We start from the raw sequence: 16535 nt of genomic DNA on the forward strand, positions 1-16535 counted from the left end.
TAGAAAAACTGGTAAATGGAAGATGTGCACAAAAAAATGAAAAGGTTTTCGTGCATGTTTACGAAAACCTTTTCATTTTATTGATTTAGAGACTCAGCTGCTAAGATAGCAAGGTAAGCTGAAACGGCCCCTTGAAAGTTTTTAATATCTAAATCCGTTCGATCAATAAACTTATCAATGCGATACTGCAAGCTGTTCCGGTGCATGTATAGCTTCTTTGCAGCAAGCGATACATTCAGGTTGCACTCTAAATAACATTTAACAGTGTTAAGCAAAGTTTCATCATCTTTTATTAACGATAAAATGGTATTCATTTGTTCCTTGGCAGCGGGAGACATCTCTTTAATCAACCAATATGGGAGCGTCGTTGAAAGCTTGATCACCTTTTCTTTTTCAAACACTTTTTGAACTTGTTCAAACCAGCTTTTCTCCATGTGAAAAGCATGAGAGGGTGAGAAAGGAAAAGAGTGCAGCTGTCCTTCAAAAAACTGCATATCACTTTCAAAGTCATGTGATAAAATTGTTACGCTGTCCTGTAAATCTCTTGTTAATTCTGATGAGTCCGTTACTTTTTCAATAATTACTCCGCTTTGTAAGTTGTCCCATAAGATGGTAATGGGCGTTGCATACATGGATGAAAGGGCATCTTCAAACTCTGTGCGCTGTTCAAACAAACGTTTAATTGAAAAGTAAGTAAAGCGAATAAGCTTGAATTTATCCAGCTCATCTATCACCGCAGGCTTGTCTTCGAATAGTAGCTGATACCAATATGATTGTTCTGCTGACAGCGTGGTGGTCATTGCTTCGTAAGGAATAAGAAACGCTGAGAGTAGAGCAAGTTCCTTCTCAGAAAGTGCGTCTTGTTCAATTCCAATAAAATGATATTCATCGCTTCGAAACCATTTATATTGGTGAAAGTGGTAGGGAACATCTGAATATAGTAGTTTATTGCCAAAGATGCTTTTTAGTTGCTCCATCATGAAACTCCTTTCTGCTCTGTACTTTTAACTAGTCTTGATAGACATGAAATAACATTAGTTCATGAATAAGGGAAGTAATTTCCTCTTGATTGATAGCGGGAGAGAGTTGATGTTTAAACTGAATTTCTCCTGTTTTTAGATAGTTCGCTTCGTAGTAAGTACCGCTTATATAAAAGGAGATAAACCATCCTGGCATTTCTTTTTGCTGATACAAAGGCTTGATTCGAAAGTGTGTAATCATAAAAAATCCCCTTTCTCATTTTCACTGCTTTTTAATAAGCTTATCATGAGAAGAGGAAATGGAAAGTAACTATTTTAAAAATTCGTTAATTTATAGAATAACCTTATCAGATGCTTAATTCCAATGGATCGAATGTGAGGTTCATCAAAAATCATCGGCTTTGCGTTGATTTCAAAGATATAATAATCACCGGTTTTTGTTCTTCCGATATCAAGCGAAAATTCTCCAACAAATTGAAAATGCTGATGAAGCTGCTGACCGCATGCATCTATTAGAGATGTTAAAAAAGAAGTGTCTATATCAAAAGGTAGCTCCTCAATAGATCTAAGAATTCCTCCATTTAATGTGTGAGTTGTTACACTCTGACGCTCGCTTTGTCTAACTCCGATTCCACTGATGATATATCGCTTCTTAAAGCGATTAGCTAGTATGCGAAGGTCATAGCGCATGTCTTGAAGGGTATCGGTTTCAATCGTTTCTTGGACAATGTAAGAACGAGTAGGGAGAGGCACATGGTCAAGGGAAGAATAAATCTTTTTTTGACGAGAGCTTTCATAGTGAATGCTTCCATCTTGAAGAGTTGTTAAGGTGAAAATTCCTCTCCCTTTGCTACCATGAATTGGTTTTAAGTAAACTTTTTGATGTTTTTTAAGCATAATACGTACATCTTCAAGCGATAAAAGTAGCCGAGTATCAGGGAGGTGCTTTTGTGTAACGGTGTTTTTTGATAATAGCTCATACGTTTCCCATTTTGAAAAAAAGCTGGTGTTAAAAAAAGGAATATGAAGATGCTCGCTTTGAGACATTAATTCTTTAAGTTTTTCACGTTCGGTATAGCGATTGGGAAAGCGATTGTAGATAAAATCAGGAAGAGGAAGCGTGGCTTGTCGCCATTCACCGCTTATCTCCTCAAAATAAACACCATATACGTAGCGCTCATAGAACTGTTCAGGAGAAAATAAAACAAGGATTCCTCCGGTTGTCTGCAGCGCTCGATGGATTTCCTTGAAGTAGAGGTGTTGCTTCTGGTTCAAGCTGTTTAAAACAGCGCTGCTCGTAACAATCCCAATTATGGGACCTGCTTTATTTCCTCTAGTTCGCAAGCGAACGGAAGCCACAGTAGGTTCAAGCTTAACAGGAAGCTCGATGTTTTGTGAACCCCATACGTAGGAGGAATGTGCTTCTTGATGATACCAAGTGTCGTCTGTTTTACTGTAAGAAACAGTAATCATGGATATGAAGCCTCAAGGGATAAAATGGCTTGCTTTGACAAGAAAATGGCATATTCTAACGACAGCTTTCTTGTATATTGATCTTCTTTTCGTAGAGATGGGTGTAAGAAGATAGAACGACCTGGTTTTGAGTTAGCTTCAAACATCCACACGTTTCCTCTCGTATCAACGCCGAAGTCGAATCCGATTTCACCAATAAGGCCTTCTACCTGGTGATCTAATGCTAAGCTGATGAGAAGAGCCGTACTTTCTAATAGCTTTTCTGTTTTCTTTCGTGTTTCTGGATTCGTAAAAACCCGCTGTAAGGATTCAATTTCCCCTCCGTTTGTCATGTGCGTCGTGACCGTTTCGCCACCGCTAATTTTTGCTGCAATGGCAGATAGTTCCCATTCATTGTGTAAATTTTTATTCGTATGGACGCGAAAATCAACAATTCGGTTATCCTTTTTAAATAGTGGGATTGCTTGCTGTGCAATGTAGTGTTCGCGCTCGTTTGTTTTAAATATTTCATCGACTAAGACAGCTAACGAAGCATGTGTTTTTTTTATGAGTTTCTCTTCTTTAAAACAAATTTGATAAACGTGCTGAGTAGAACAATAAGAAAGTGTATAAATACCACGTCCCAGACTACCGTTTTTGGGCTTTAAATAGACTGATTCGTACTGTTCTAACATCTCAGACAGCTGCTCGAGGCTAGGTGCATCAATTGTATAAGGTAAGAAATCTCTTACCGCCGCATCTTTCTGTAGCAGGGTGTGGACCGTCCATTTGTTAAAGAAGTTAGGATTAAAGAGTGGAATTTGATATTCATCGGCTAATTTTTCTTTAATCGTTTGAAAGGCATCAAGGCTTTCTGTTTTTCGATTCGGTAATCGATTGTAAATTACGTTTGGAAGAGGAACTTCACGTTGTTCCCAGCCGTTTGATGTATAAAAATAACCTAAGATTGTGCCAGAATCCCATTGAATATGATGAATGCCAAATAAAAATGGAATTCCTCCCGTAATGGAAGCAGTTGACAAGAGCTTTGCAAACAATAAAGATCGTTTGCCGATTGGGCGTAATAACGAACCGGTAAATCCTGCTGATAGTATGCCGATTAAAGGACCGATATAGATGTTATGTTCATCGGTATAGATATGAACATCATTATGGATAGGAAGGTGTAATAAGTCCAACAGGTTTTGTGAGATTTTGATTTCATTCACCGCTTCATGGTCTTCGTAAACCTGACAAATAGAAGAAAACGTACCGAAATAAATAGTGTTTAGTTGATGATGATAAAGAGAGGATGGTACATAGAGTACATCCTCTTGTTCTGGTAACACTTTTAATTGAAAAAGTAAGTTCGTCATTGTTCTACTCCTTATGTTGAGATGAAGGTAAAGTAGCCAAATATGAGCAGTAGGCCATCACATTTTCATACATCTTTTCAGTAGATTCTGGAGTTGTTTCAATGATTGTTTTTCTTCCAGGCTTTGAATTTAAATCAAGAAGCCAAATGCTATAGTCTCTAGAGATACAAATATCTAAGCCAAGTTCAAAAAGAGAAGGGAGCTGAGCTTCTAGCACAAGCGGTATTCGTTCACATAAGCTGCTAATTTCATCTGTGATAAATGTAGCTTTATGAGGTGGAAGTCGCTTCATTAACTCTTCAAATGGTGAAATAGAAGCCCCGTGGCTAATATTTGTAATAAATGAGTCTTCTTTTCCTTTTCGAACGCCTCTTCCAATCTCATTCCAATCTCCGCTTGCATCTTTTTGCAATAAAACGCGAACATCAAGAGGAGAGTACTGAAGTGATAATAGTGGAATGAAAGGCTGAGCGAGATAAGTTGCATTTTGCATGATGTTAAATAGCCAAGCATGAAAATCCGCTAGCTGTGTGAACTGCTTTGTTTGAAGACCTTTTTTGGAATGAAAAGATGCTTCAATGATTCGAAAGCGTTGAACAAGCTTAACAATTCCTTTTCCTTGTGCACCTGCAATCGGTTTTAGAATAAGAGCGTCATGTAAGCGTAACAGCTGCGTTACCTGCTCTTCAGCCGTGATTTTAGTTGTCGAAGGAAGATAAGGAGACAGGTCATCATCTTTTATGAGCTCTGTGTAAACATCCCATTTATTTGGTAGACCATATCCAAGGAACGTAATCGTTGGATTTTGTTTCAGCCAGTTGACAATGGGTATAGCTTTTTTAGAGAGGGAATCACCGCGATAAAAGCATCGATCATAAATAAACATAGGAAGAGAGAATGTATCGTACTGCCACTCATTTATTTCTGAATTATATTTATATCCTGTTATTTTCTGCGATACCGGCTGAAGTTGAAAGGGAGTAAATCGATAAAATTCAATATTGTACGCAGCTGCGTATTTTGCAAGATTGGTTGCATATTCTACTTCCTGTTCGGGATGAATGGTAATAAAACCTAATGAAATCATAAGAAAGACCTCCTCATCTTAATGAAAACGTGTAATGGTAAGGCAATAATTCATAAGGGCTTTAGTGGATGGACGAATCGTTTGAGAAGCTTCGTCACTTTGTTTAGAAGGTTTTGTATTCACTTCAATAATCCAAGGCTGCCCGTTGGCATCAATAGCTAAGTCAATGCCAAACTCCGCATAAATTTCGTCTTGGCATGGTAAATTAATACAAATTTCAAGCGCAATCTCTTTTAATAAAGCGATGATATGTTTAGCAGTATGCTCATCGTATAACGAAGTGAGTATATGTTTGGGTGAATAGATTTCTCCTCCACGTGCAACATTTGAAACAAAACAACCTCTTTGAGAAACTCGCGTTATAACCGATGTTACTTTCCATTTGGAGTGGGAGTGTTTGTGACAAAGGATACGAAAGTCAAAGGGGCACCCCTTATATGTTTGAAGGTCGATTCCTTCTTGGATAATAAACCCTTGTTTTTTTAACGTGTGAAATAAAGTTTCAAATACGTCGTGTGCAGAATCGTATTCTTTTTTATACTCGTGTCCAATCGTAGTATAATCAAGGTGATATTGCTCATTGACGTGCGCGATTTTAAAAATATGTTTACCTTGGCTACCGTGTATGGGTTTTAGAAAAATGGTTTGGTAAGATGATAGTGCATCCAATAGATCTTGCTTACACCGGAGCTGATACGTATCGGGTAAATAGGTGTTTAAGTGCACTGTTTGAGACAAGCGTTCGAACACCTTCCACTTGTTTAAGTAGTGAGCGTTAAAAAAGGGAATTTCATTTTCAATCGCTTTTGTAGTAAGCTCTTGAAATTTAGCCGTATGCTCCGTTTTTCGATTATGGATTCGGTTATGAATGACATTTGGTAGAGGTACATTTTGTAGTACCCAAGAATTATATTGAAGCGTATAGCCTTTTTTCGTTCCGTTAAGTAAATCATCTAGTGTACTGACATAAAAGAAGCAGTTTTCCAAATCGCTAAGAGATGCAAACTCTTCACAGAAGGTTGTTATACTTCCAAAGAGATCTAGCGATGACTTAATTTCCGTGACGACACAAATAACGGGACCAATTAATAGTTCATCCTTAGATGGAGAAGAAAATCGTAGAACGGTTTCGTCTTCAAATAGCCCCCATTCTTGTAAAAGGGTTTTGCAACACATAATAGAGTAATCAGAGCTTGTAAATGGTATAATGTTTACTTCTTTGTGCATACGACCGAATGTGATGGTAATATGAGTATCGCAGCTAAGTTGTTGGCAAAGTCCCTGACTCATGTAGATCTGATTCTTACCCAGTTTTGACTGAGATGCTTTAATCATTACGCATGGAGGGTTCATAAATACGTCCTCATTTTTTAATTTTATAGGCGAATGCTGATATATGGTATGATTTGCAAAGAGAATATGTGAGAGAATTTGTTACAGAAAGGTCGAAGAAAATAATGGAACAGTTTATTACAATCATTATTATGGCCGTCATTGGGGCGGTCATCGGTGGTGTTACGAACCACTTGGCTATTAAAATGTTGTTTCACCCATACGAAGCCAAATATTTATTTAGGAAAAGAATTCCATTTACTCCTGGGCTTATTCCAAAAAGGCGAGATGAACTTGCTGTTCAGCTTGGGAAAACGGTGGTTGATTATTTATTAACACCAGAAAGTTTAAAGAGAAAGTTAAAAGATCCAGCCTTTCATCAAATCTTATTACGAATGGCAAATGACGGGCTTGAAAAGGTATTTACAACGAAGCAAACGTTAGCCGAGGTGCTTGACGCTATTGGTATTAAAGAAGCTCAAGATAAAACAAAGAACGCTGTTCGTAAGCTTGTAGAAAAGAAGTATATTGAGTTTATGACGAGCAAATCAGGTGAGTCACTTTCTTCTTTATTAACTGAGGGAACAAAGCAAAAGGTAGATCAAGTCATTCCTGTTATCGCAAAGCAAATTTGTGAAAAAGCGGTGGAGTATTTTGAAAGCGAAGAGGGAAAACGTCGCTTAGAACGCATGATTGATGACTTTTTAATGAAAAAAGGGATGCTTGGAAACATGATTCAAATGTTTCTTGGAAATACAAAAGTCATCGATAAGGTCCAGCCAGAAATTATTAAGTTTTTCAAGCATGAAGGAACGAGTGAGCTTTTTGAAAGCTTGATTGAAAAAGAGTGGAAGAAGCTGCAAGAGAAGACGGTGGATGAAGCGGAAGAGTTTATCGGCAGAGAAACAATGTTAGAAGGCATTCAGAGTATTGTTGATCGAACTATATCGGTAGATACCTTATTTGCGAAGCCTGTTTCTGAGCTTGTGGCACCTGCTCATTCGTATGTGCAGAAGGTTGTTCCGGTAGTCGTTGAAAAAGCAGGGGATTTTTTAGTAGAGCGCATTGATTCGTTAATGAGCCAGCTTAAATTAGAAGATATTGTTCGTGAACAGGTAGAGTCGTTTTCAGTGGAGCGCATTGAGGAATTGATTTTAGGGATTTCAAAACGTGAGTTTAAGATGATTACGTATCTAGGAGCTTTACTTGGAGGGATAATTGGAGTGGTTCAAGGAGTTATTGCTCTGTTTATTGCTTAAGTATTTACTTCAAGAGAGAAAAAACGATCTTACTAATTGAGCTTTTACTTTATTTGATTGATTTTGAGAAATAAAGGTCTTAAGCTGAATTTCTCGCCATAATTTGTTATAGTAGTTGGGAAGATGATTATAGCAAAAAAATTTAGGAGGACGTTTATATGTCTGTAAACTTGTACGATGTAGCAAATGAATTAGAAAGAGCCATTCGTCAAAGTGACGATTATACAAATCTAAAGAGCTTGTATGCGGCTGTAAACAATGACGAAGGTTCAAAACAATTATTTGAGCGCTTTCGTACATTACAAATGGAGTTACAGCAAAAACAAATGACGGGTCAAGAGATTACGGAAGAAGAAGTTCAACGAGCACAGCAAACAGTAGCGATTGTTCAACAAGATGAAAATATCGCGAAGTTAATGGAAGCTGAGCAACGCATGAGCATGGTAATCGGTGAGCTAAACAAAATTATCATGAAGCCATTAGAAGAGTTATACGCTGAATAATAGCTTAAAAAATCAAAGCGATTAGAACTAATTTTAGTTCTAGTCGCTTTTTTGTATAGAAGGAACACATGCAAAAAGGTTGATCTTCACTCCGGATTGCTTGCTTTCCACGGGGCGAGCGTTGAGCCTCCTCGTCACTACGCTCCTGCGGGGTCTCAAGCAGCCTCGCTAGTCCCGTAGGAGTCACGCATCCTTCGTTTCAATCACCGGCTTCTGTTATAGGAAAAGAAGCACTCATCTCTGTACCTTTTTGCTAGAAGATAGGGGCTTGATCATGTACATGCAAAAATTTCAAAAAAATAACAGGAACTTATTTACAAATAAATACATATGTTATATAGTTAGTTGCATGAGTAACTAACCAATTAACTTAGAAGGTGGTCGTATGGATTTTAAATTAAGAGAGGATCTGCCAATTTTCCAGCAGATTGCAGAGCAGGTTGAAACAAGTATTTTGGACGGATCCATTCAGGAAGGTGATCGCGTTCCTTCTACGAATGAGTTTGCCAAGTACTATCAAATTAATCCAGCCACTGCTGCTAAAGGGGTTAACCAGCTTGTTGACCAAGAGATTTTGTTTAAAAAAAGGGGCGTAGGGATGTTTGTAGCAGATGGAGCTAAGAGTATTATTTTAGAAAAGCGAAAAAAAGCATTTTTTAATCAATATATTGTCCCGCTAAAGCAGGAAGCTGAAAAGTTAGGAATTCAACTTGAAGAACTACAGTCTTTATTAAAGAGGGAGGAATAAGGGTGAATATTACGGTTGAACACGTTACAAAAACGTTTGGGGAGAAAAAAGCATTAAATGACTTAAGTTTAAGTCTAGAAGCTAATAAGATCTATGGTCTGCTTGGACGAAATGGAGCAGGAAAAACCACGCTTATGCAAATGCTAGCAGGACACATAACGCCAACTGATGGTGAGGTAAAAGTTGAGGGGCTATCACCTTTTGAAAATCGTGAGGTTTTGAAGAATATTTGCTTTATTAGTGAAAATAACAACTTCAAGAAAAAGCTTAAAATTAAAGATGTCTTGAAGGTGTCATCTCTTGTGTATCCAAACTGGTCACAAGAGGTTGCTAATGACTTATTAGCACGCTTTAATCTTAATGGCAAAATGAGTACCAAAGGTTTATCAAAAGGAATGGAGTCTGCTTTAGGTATTACAATTGGCTTGGCTAGTCAAGCACCGCTTACCATTTTTGATGAACCATACATCGGCTTAGATGCGTCGGCACGCTATTTGTTTTACGACTTGATTTTGGAAGCATATCAAGAAAAGCCACGAACGATTATTCTATCTACCCATCTAATTGATGAAGTAAGCAATTTATTTGAACAAGTAGTCGTTATTCAAAAAGGACAGAAGTTGCTGCATGAAACAGCAGAAAATATGATGAATAAGGCTCTTCATATTAGCGGGAAAGAAGATGTAGTTGACGCTTTTATTAAAAACCAAAACGTCATCCATCAATCTGTTATCGCAGGTAGAAAATCGGCAGTGTTGTTTGGAGGACCATATAACCTTGCTGAAGTACGTGAGCATAGATTAACGATTGAGAGTATTAACGTTCAGCAGTTGATGGTTTATCTCACAGAAGAGAAAAGGAGTGGAAAGCTTTATGTTTAAAGATACAAAAGCAATGCTGTATTATTTATTTCTTGACCATCGCTCGTCAATTTTGATCTTTTGGGGCATTTTTATTGGGAGCATCTTGGCTATTTTAACAATTACGACGGCTGCTGATACTTCTGTTATGGTCGTATCACCAAGCTTACCAATCCTTATTTTCTGCGGGATTGCAGGGTTTGTAATGGTGAAAGAGTCGCTACCTTTTTGTATTAAAATGGGCATGACGCGAAAAAGTTTTTTAACAAGCGTTTTTTTATTCAACATACTGTTAGCGGCGGGGATATCCATTATTCAAGCTTTTGTAAATGCACTATTTCGTCTAGTCATTGACATTACATCTACACAGGTCAGGATTTTTAGTACCATTGAAGCTACTACTATGAATTCTACTTGGTATAACCAACTTCTATTTGACTGCATTCTTTGTTTCTTTTTGCTATCAGCGGGGCTTTTGTTAGGAAGCGTCTTTTACCGAACGGGTTTGATTGGAGGAGCAAGTGTCATTGCTTTTCTATTTGGGCTGTTTTTATTTTCAACTACAAGAGACTGGATTGTTGAACTGTTTGTCACAATAAATGACTCGTTTCAGGTCACTCCTAACCTAGGTACAATATCGGTACTGGCCGTTTTAACAGTTATTCCAACATGGCTATTGCTCAGAAAAGCATCAACGATCTCGTATAACGTACGATAAAATCACATTTTAATCCCTTCTAATTATAGTCATATGCTCATATAACTAATTATCAAGTTTTTTTAAATAAATACCAACGTTCTAACGTGGTAATAAGCTGAGAGACATCTGAGAAGGAAGGGATTTAACAATGACATATCGATTACTGGCGTTAAATATTGATGGTACCATTTTAAATAGTCAAGGCCGTGTTACAAAAGAAACGAAAGAAGCAATTCAGTTCGTTAAAAATAAAGGCGTCTACGTTACGCTCGTAACAAATCGCCATTTTCCATCTGCGCGAAAGATTGCAAGGTCCTTGAAAATTCATCCAACAATGCTCATTACGCACAGTGGAGGGTTTATCGCTTCTTCCGTTGATAAGCCGGTATTAGACCGAAGATTAAGCGAAGAAAAAACGTTTAACCTTATTCAACTGTTAGAGAACTTTAACTGTCATATTCGAATTTTACATGAACGCTTTTCAATTGGTAATCGTGTCAAGCTTCCAAATAATATCGTGGCTAAAACGATGTTAAAAACAGGAGAACCACTTTTTTATCCTGTTCAGTTTGTAGATTCATTGGGAGATGCGCTAAGGGATGAGCCAGTATCGACTCCAAAAATTGAAGTGTATTTTGCAGATAAAAGAGAAAAGGAATATGCAGAACAAACCATTGCATCTGCGGTGAAGGACATTGAATGGTTTTCTTACCCCAACGAAAATCGATGCTACATTACGCCAAAAGGAGCGAATAAGGCATCCGGTATTCGCTATGTAGCAAGTCGACTAGGCATTCCGATGGAGGATGTCGTTTCAATTGGCAATTGCTATGATGATATCGAAATGATTGAGCAAGCCGGTATGGGTGTAGCTATGGGGCATTCGCCAACAAATCTCAAAATGCTGGCCGATTGGGTCACAAGGTCAAACAATGAAAACGGAGTGGCATATATGATTAAAGAGCTGTTTAGAAAACAGCAGCGATTAGGTTACTTGAACCAGCTTGATGGAACGAGACTAAACTAAGGCATAGAGGCTGGGACATAAGTATTTCAGTCAATCATCAATCCGAACTATTGGGAGGTAACGACTCTTTTATAGTTCGGATTTTTTGTTGATTGTGAAACCAATTTTAGAGAACTAGCGCAATGGAACGAACTAGTTATGATAACCTAAACATGTTAGAAAAGGCATAATTCGTTTTTTAATTTAGCAGCAATTGACCGAGTCATTGATGTTCTGTAAACTGATAGAAGCTTATCTATGTTTAAAATTGAAAGGTGATTATCGTGAAAATATATGTTCAAGGGTTAGAAGACGAACGATTTCTTCGACCGCTTCAGCTCATTTCTGACTTATTCTTTGAAGAGAGCGATGTTTCTTTTACTTCAAATCAAGAAGAAGACCTACAAATTACGTTTACACTAACTGTCAATGAGCAGATTTCAGCACATATTGCTTTAAAGGCTCGAGACCATGATAAAGTATATAAAGAAGAACTATCAAAGCCAAACTTAGTAGGTTTATCTGAAAAAGAACAGTTCAAGCAAGTGAAAAATGTTGTCCTCCGCGTCTTTTTATCTGTGCTCCAAGAATATACGAATATCGTACAAAAGTGGGGAGTTCTAACGGGAATTCGTCCAACAAAGCTTCTTCATATGAAGCTTCAAGCTGGAAAAACAAAAGACGAAGCTCATCAGGAGTTGAAAGAGCAGTATTTAATTACGGACGATAAAATTCAGCTGATGCAGGATATCGTCGATCGCCAACTAGCCGCTGTTCCTGATCTTCATGAGTTATCTGGTGAAGTAAGCATTTATATTGGCATTCCTTTTTGTCCGACAAAGTGCGCATACTGCACGTTTCCTGCTTATGCGATTAACGGGCGTCAAGGTTCGGTTAATTCATTTCTGGGTGGCCTTCACTACGAAATGCGTGAAATTGGAAAATGGTTAAAAGAAAACAATATCAAAATTACAACTGTTTATTACGGTGGAGGGACGCCAACAAGCATTACTGCTGAGGAAATGGACATGCTGTATGAAGAAATGTATGAATCTTTTCCTGATGTGAAAAACATTCGTGAAATTACGGTGGAAGCAGGGCGCCCTGATACCATTACAGCTGATAAGTTAAAAGTGCTGCAAAAATGGAATATCGACCGCATTAGCGTCAATCCACAGTCGTATACGCAAGAGACGTTAAAAGCAATTGGACGTCATCATACGGTTGAAGAGACGATTGAAAAATTCCATTTATCTCGTGAAATGAACATGAACAATATTAATATGGATTTGATTATTGGGTTACCAAATGAAGGCGTAACGGAGTTCTCACATACGTTAAAAGAATCACAGAAGCTGTTGCCTGAATCGCTGACGGTTCATACGCTTTCCTTTAAGCGTGCATCTGAAATGACGCAAAATAAGCGTAAATATAAAGTGGCTGATCGTTATGAAATCAGCCAAATGATGGATATGGCAACAGAGTGGACAAAAGAAAACGGCTATAAGCCTTACTATTTGTATCGCCAAAAAAATATTTTAGGTAATCTTGAAAATGTGGGCTATGCATTTCCAGGTCAAGAGAGCATCTATAATATTATGATTATGGAAGAGAAACAGACGATTATTGGATTAGGATGCGGGGCTTCTAGTAAATTTGTTCATCCAAAGACAGGTGTGATTACGCGTTTTGCTAATCCGAAAGATCCGAAGTCATATAATGATGGGTTTAAGCATTATACAGAAGAAAAAATTAAAATTCTAACTGATTTATTCAATGTTTAATAGAAACTGCCGTGTATTTATTCCGAAAATACATGGCAGTTTTTTAATTTGCATAAAGAGAAGGAAATATGTCGAAGACGATTGAATATATAATTTGTTGCAAACGTTTTCTAAAAATAAGTGAGGTGCTGTTCAATGATGAATGTACAATTAACGATTCCTTCAATGATGGAGCGAGCAGAGACGTTTTTTAAGAAGAAGGAGGTTATTTCAAGGTCCACAAAAGGTATGGAACGTTTTACCTATGAAGAAACGGGAAAGAGAACGCGAAAATTGTCTTCCATGCTAGTAGAGCTCGGAGTAGAACGAGGTGACCGTGTTGGAACGTTTGCTTGGAATCATCATCGCCATTTAGAAGCTTATTTTGCAATTCCAGGAATCGGTGCCGTGTTGCACACGATTAATATTCGCTTAGATCCTCAGCAAATTATTTATGTTATTAATCATGCAAAAGATAAAGTACTTTTAATTGATGAGTGCTTTTTACCGCTCTTTGAAAAAATCCACCAAGAATTACCTCACGTAGAAGCTTATATTATTATGTCTGACGAACCCTCGCTCCCTGAAAGTAGTGTAAAGCCAATTTATCATTACGAAGAGCTGCTAAAGCGTGGAGATGAAACGTTTGCTTTTCTTTCAGATATTCAAGAAGAAGAGCCAGCAGGAATCTGCTACACTTCCGCTACCACAGGTAAGCCAAAAGGCGTTGTTTACTCACATCGAGGCATTTATTTGCACTGCATGGCACTCGGATTAAGAGATGGTGCAGAGCTGTCTGAAGCTGATATTGCTATGCCGGTAGTTCCAATGTTCCACGTTAATGCATGGGGCTTACCGTTTGCTGCTGTTTGGCTTGGCACAACCCTTGTAATGCCGGGAGCTTTTTTCACTCCGACTATCTTAGCGGAGATGATTCAAAATGAAAAAGTGACGATTGCAGCTGGAGTACCAACAATATGGCTAGGTTTGCTGCAAGAGCTTGAAAAAGGTGAGTATGATACCAGTCATGTGCGTGCGTTTTTATGCGGAGGGTCTGCGGCACCGCCGAGCGTTATTCAGCGTTTTGAAGAAAAGTTTAATATTCCATTTATGCATGCGTACGGCATGACGGAAACCAGTCCCCTTGTCACGATATCTAGATTAAAAAGTTATCAAGAAGAGAAGTCTGCTCCCGAGCGATTAGCGTTAAAAGCTAAGCAAGGATTCCTTGTTCCTGGCGTTGAAATGAAAGTAATCGGTCAGACTGGAGAAGTAGATTGGGATGGTAATGAAATGGGTGAGCTCTTGCTCAGGGGACCTTGGATTGCTTCAGAATACTATGAAGATGACCGTACGAGCGAAGCGTTTAAAGATGGTTGGTTATATACAGGAGACGTGGTTACAGTTGATGAAGAAGGTTTTATTAAAATTGTTGATCGTACAAAAGACTTGATTAAAAGCGGTGGAGAATGGATTTCATCGGTCGACATTGAGAATGCATTGATGGGGCATGAAGGTGTCTTTGAAGCATCGGTTATTGCTGTACCTCATGAAAAATGGCAAGAGCGCCCAGTGGCGTGCGTCGTTTTAAAAGAAGGATATACAGCACAAGTAACCAAGGAAGATATTTTAACTTTCCTTTCGCCTCAATTTGCGAAATGGTGGCTTCCAGACGATGTGATTTTTATGGATGAAATTCCGAAAACAACCGTCGGTAAATTTCTAAAACGAGCACTTCGTGAACAAGTACTAGAACGCTATGAATTGAAAGGGTGAAGGAAGATGACTGTAAATTTAAAAGTTGTTGAATTAGAAATGAAAGAACGCGTGGCTATTTTATCTTTAAATCGACCGGAATCATTAAATGCTCTCAATATAGAAGTGCTGCAACAGCTTGTTCAATGCTTAAAAGAAGTAGAAGAGAGCCAAGCAGATATTGTCGTCTTGCAAGGAAAAGGAAACGTATTTTCTGCAGGTGGTGATATCAAAATGATGCTGGATCCAAACAGAGCAGACTCATTTCGTAAGGTAATGGATTTAATCAATGAAGTGACGCTAAGGTTATACACGCTTCCTCAGCTTACCATTAGCGCTATTCACGGAGCAGCGGCTGGCTTAGGGCTTAGCATTGCGCTCGCGAGTGATTATATCATTGCGCAAAAAGATGCTAAGATTGCTATGAATTTTATTGGAATCGGACTTATTCCAGATGGAGGAGGCCACTTCTTATTAGCAAAACGCCTCGGTAATCACCGTGCAAAACAGCTTATTTGGCAGGGGGAAACGCTATCAGCAGAAAAAGCGTATAAAATTGGGATAATTGATGAAATAAAAGAAGGAGATTTGGCGAAGCATGTAGAAGATTATGTTTCATACTGGCTTAAAAAGCCAGCGCTTGCTTTAAAAGAGACGAAACGAATTTTCGTTGAAACGTCAATTGAAGAGCTGAAGACTGTATTACAGTTAGAGAAAAGAAGTCAGTTTAGCATGAGCCAAAGTGATGATCATCAAGAGGGGATTGAAGCATTTTTGGCGAAACGTTTGCCAGTGTTTAATCAGCGTTCAAAAGATATTTCCGAAAATTAAGTGAACTAGTTTAAAAGCAAGTGTTTTTGTCTATCATGTAGATAGAGCATGTTTAAAAAATTAGCATCAGTGGTATCAAAAGATAATAATAGAAATTAATGAGGTGATTGAAAGATGAATAAAACAGATTTAGTAAATGCAGTAGCTTCAAAATCGGAATTAACAAAAGCAGACGCATCAAAAGCAGTAGATGCACTACTAGACACAATTTCTACAACATTAGGTCAAGGTGAAAAAATTCAGCTTATCGGCTTCGGTACATTTGAAGTTCGTGAGCGCGCAGCTCGTACAGGGCGCAACCCACAAACTGGTGAAGAAATGCAAATTCCAGCTTCTAAAGTACCAGCATTTAAAGCAGGTAAAGAATTAAAAGAAGCTGTAAAGTGAATAAAAAAGCGTGGTTTCTTTTTAGAAACCACGCTTTTTTATTTTAACGATGAAATAATACAAGCTTCCCGTTAGCTTGTACGCATCGGTGCGTTTTTTCATGGTAATTTAGCTCCGTTAGTTTACTCATTCCAATTTCTTTTGCATCACGTTCACTTGCAGCTTCAAACGTTTCATCCAATAGTTTTTCTCCGTCTTTTTCAAAAACGGTTAGCGTATACATTGTCATGAAGACCTCTCCTTTAGAAAATGGATATCTGTTCACTTTATTAAAATTCGAAGTTTATATTGAAAATTCCTGCTTCGGTTTACAACTACATAAAATTTCCATACAATAAGAAGTAGGTCTAACTGAGTGATTTTTTCAGCACGTCGCCAAGGATAAGTAGATTAGTAAGTGATAAAAACATTTAAACTTCGGTTTGTTTAAAACTTTTTATTCATTTCTATTATCCTGTTTCTTTACTGGTGACTAGGCTGTTGGTTCAAGAGATAG

At 38.0% G+C, this 16535-nt stretch carries 17 protein-coding genes; 10 read left to right on the forward strand and 7 right to left on the reverse strand.

All coding sequences use genetic code 11. The features are described from left to right. Window positions 1–77: 77 nt before the first annotated feature. The 6 genes from LZP85_RS01705 to LZP85_RS01730 form a co-directional block, all read right to left on the reverse strand. The gene (locus tag LZP85_RS01705) at window positions 78–977 is read right to left on the reverse strand and encodes a PucR family transcriptional regulator (RefSeq protein ID WP_119544122.1); all 900 of its coding nucleotides are present in this window, start codon (window positions 975–977) and stop codon (window positions 78–80) included. A 31-nt stretch (window positions 978–1008) separates the two neighbouring features. Continuing rightward, on the reverse strand, window positions 1009–1221 hold the full coding sequence (locus LZP85_RS01710) for a DUF5342 family protein (RefSeq protein WP_206783051.1): 213 nt from the start codon (window positions 1219–1221) through the stop codon (window positions 1009–1011). Between the two features lie 74 nt (window positions 1222–1295). Continuing rightward, window positions 1296–2453 carry a YheC/YheD family endospore coat-associated protein gene (locus tag LZP85_RS01715; protein ID WP_119544123.1) on the reverse strand — a complete coding sequence of 386 codons (1158 nt, stop codon included), beginning with the start codon at window positions 2451–2453 and terminating at the stop codon, window positions 1296–1298. After that, window positions 2450–3808 (reverse strand): YheC/YheD family endospore coat-associated protein, encoded by a 1359-nt coding sequence (locus tag LZP85_RS01720; protein ID WP_119544124.1) that lies wholly within the window; start codon window positions 3806–3808, stop codon window positions 2450–2452. The genes LZP85_RS01715 and LZP85_RS01720 overlap by 4 nt, the downstream gene beginning before the upstream one ends. A gap of 4 nt (window positions 3809–3812) precedes the next feature. Continuing rightward, entirely contained in the window at window positions 3813–4895 is a 1083-nt protein-coding gene (locus tag LZP85_RS01725; RefSeq protein WP_119544125.1) for a YheC/YheD family endospore coat-associated protein, read from the reverse strand. 18 nt (window positions 4896–4913) lie between these two features. After that, a complete protein-coding gene (locus LZP85_RS01730) occupies window positions 4914–6248 on the reverse strand; it encodes a YheC/YheD family endospore coat-associated protein (protein WP_224840306.1) in 1335 nt (444 codons plus the stop codon). Between the two features lie 104 nt (window positions 6249–6352). Here LZP85_RS01730 and LZP85_RS01735 point away from each other — a divergent pair, with 104 nt between their 5' ends. The 10 genes from LZP85_RS01735 (at window position 6353) to LZP85_RS01780 (ending at window position 16039) form a co-directional block, all read left to right on the forward strand. Then, on the forward strand, window positions 6353–7486 hold the full coding sequence (locus LZP85_RS01735; protein ID WP_234561950.1) for a DUF445 domain-containing protein: 1134 nt from the start codon (window positions 6353–6355) through the stop codon (window positions 7484–7486). A 158-nt stretch (window positions 7487–7644) separates the two neighbouring features. Next, window positions 7645–7989 carry a YlbF/YmcA family competence regulator gene (locus tag LZP85_RS01740; protein ID WP_094912685.1) on the forward strand — a complete coding sequence of 115 codons (345 nt, stop codon included), beginning with the start codon at window positions 7645–7647 and terminating at the stop codon, window positions 7987–7989. 385 nt (window positions 7990–8374) lie between these two features. Further along, on the forward strand, window positions 8375–8737 hold the full coding sequence (locus LZP85_RS01745; protein WP_025907801.1) for a GntR family transcriptional regulator: 363 nt from the start codon (window positions 8375–8377) through the stop codon (window positions 8735–8737). Window positions 8738–8739: 2 nt separating this feature from the next. Then, window positions 8740–9618, forward strand: a complete 879-nt coding sequence (locus tag LZP85_RS01750) for an ABC transporter ATP-binding protein (protein WP_119544127.1) — start codon at window positions 8740–8742, stop codon at window positions 9616–9618. Further along, window positions 9611–10315 carry a hypothetical protein gene (locus tag LZP85_RS01755; protein WP_025907799.1) on the forward strand — a complete coding sequence of 235 codons (705 nt, stop codon included), beginning with the start codon at window positions 9611–9613 and terminating at the stop codon, window positions 10313–10315. Before LZP85_RS01750 ends, LZP85_RS01755 begins: the two co-directional genes overlap by 8 nt. 130 nt (window positions 10316–10445) lie before the next feature. Continuing rightward, complete coding sequence (locus LZP85_RS01760) at window positions 10446–11324, forward strand: Cof-type HAD-IIB family hydrolase (RefSeq protein ID WP_119544128.1); 879 nt, start codon at window positions 10446–10448, stop codon at window positions 11322–11324. A 263-nt stretch (window positions 11325–11587) separates the two neighbouring features. After that, window positions 11588–13087, forward strand: a complete 1500-nt coding sequence (locus tag LZP85_RS01765; protein ID WP_119544129.1) for a coproporphyrinogen III oxidase — start codon at window positions 11588–11590, stop codon at window positions 13085–13087. 135 nt (window positions 13088–13222) lie between these two features. After that, window positions 13223–14842 carry a long-chain fatty acid--CoA ligase gene (locus LZP85_RS01770; protein WP_119544130.1) on the forward strand — a complete coding sequence of 540 codons (1620 nt, stop codon included), beginning with the start codon at window positions 13223–13225 and terminating at the stop codon, window positions 14840–14842. A 6-nt stretch (window positions 14843–14848) separates the two neighbouring features. After that, window positions 14849–15652, forward strand: coding sequence for an enoyl-CoA hydratase (locus LZP85_RS01775; RefSeq protein WP_119544131.1), 804 nt, complete (start codon window positions 14849–14851; stop codon window positions 15650–15652). A gap of 114 nt (window positions 15653–15766) precedes the next feature. Then, on the forward strand, window positions 15767–16039 hold the full coding sequence (locus tag LZP85_RS01780) for an HU family DNA-binding protein (RefSeq protein WP_025907794.1): 273 nt from the start codon (window positions 15767–15769) through the stop codon (window positions 16037–16039). Between the two features lie 43 nt (window positions 16040–16082). On the opposite strand, the gene LZP85_RS01785 is transcribed toward LZP85_RS01780, so the two are convergent. Further along, window positions 16083–16268, reverse strand: a complete 186-nt coding sequence (locus LZP85_RS01785; protein ID WP_061786415.1) for a YhzD family protein — start codon at window positions 16266–16268, stop codon at window positions 16083–16085. Window positions 16269–16535 lie beyond the last annotated feature (267 nt).

The sequence above is a fragment of the Priestia flexa genome, assembly GCF_021441905.1.
Classification (GTDB): Bacteria; Bacillota; Bacilli; order Bacillales; family Bacillaceae_H; genus Priestia; species Priestia flexa.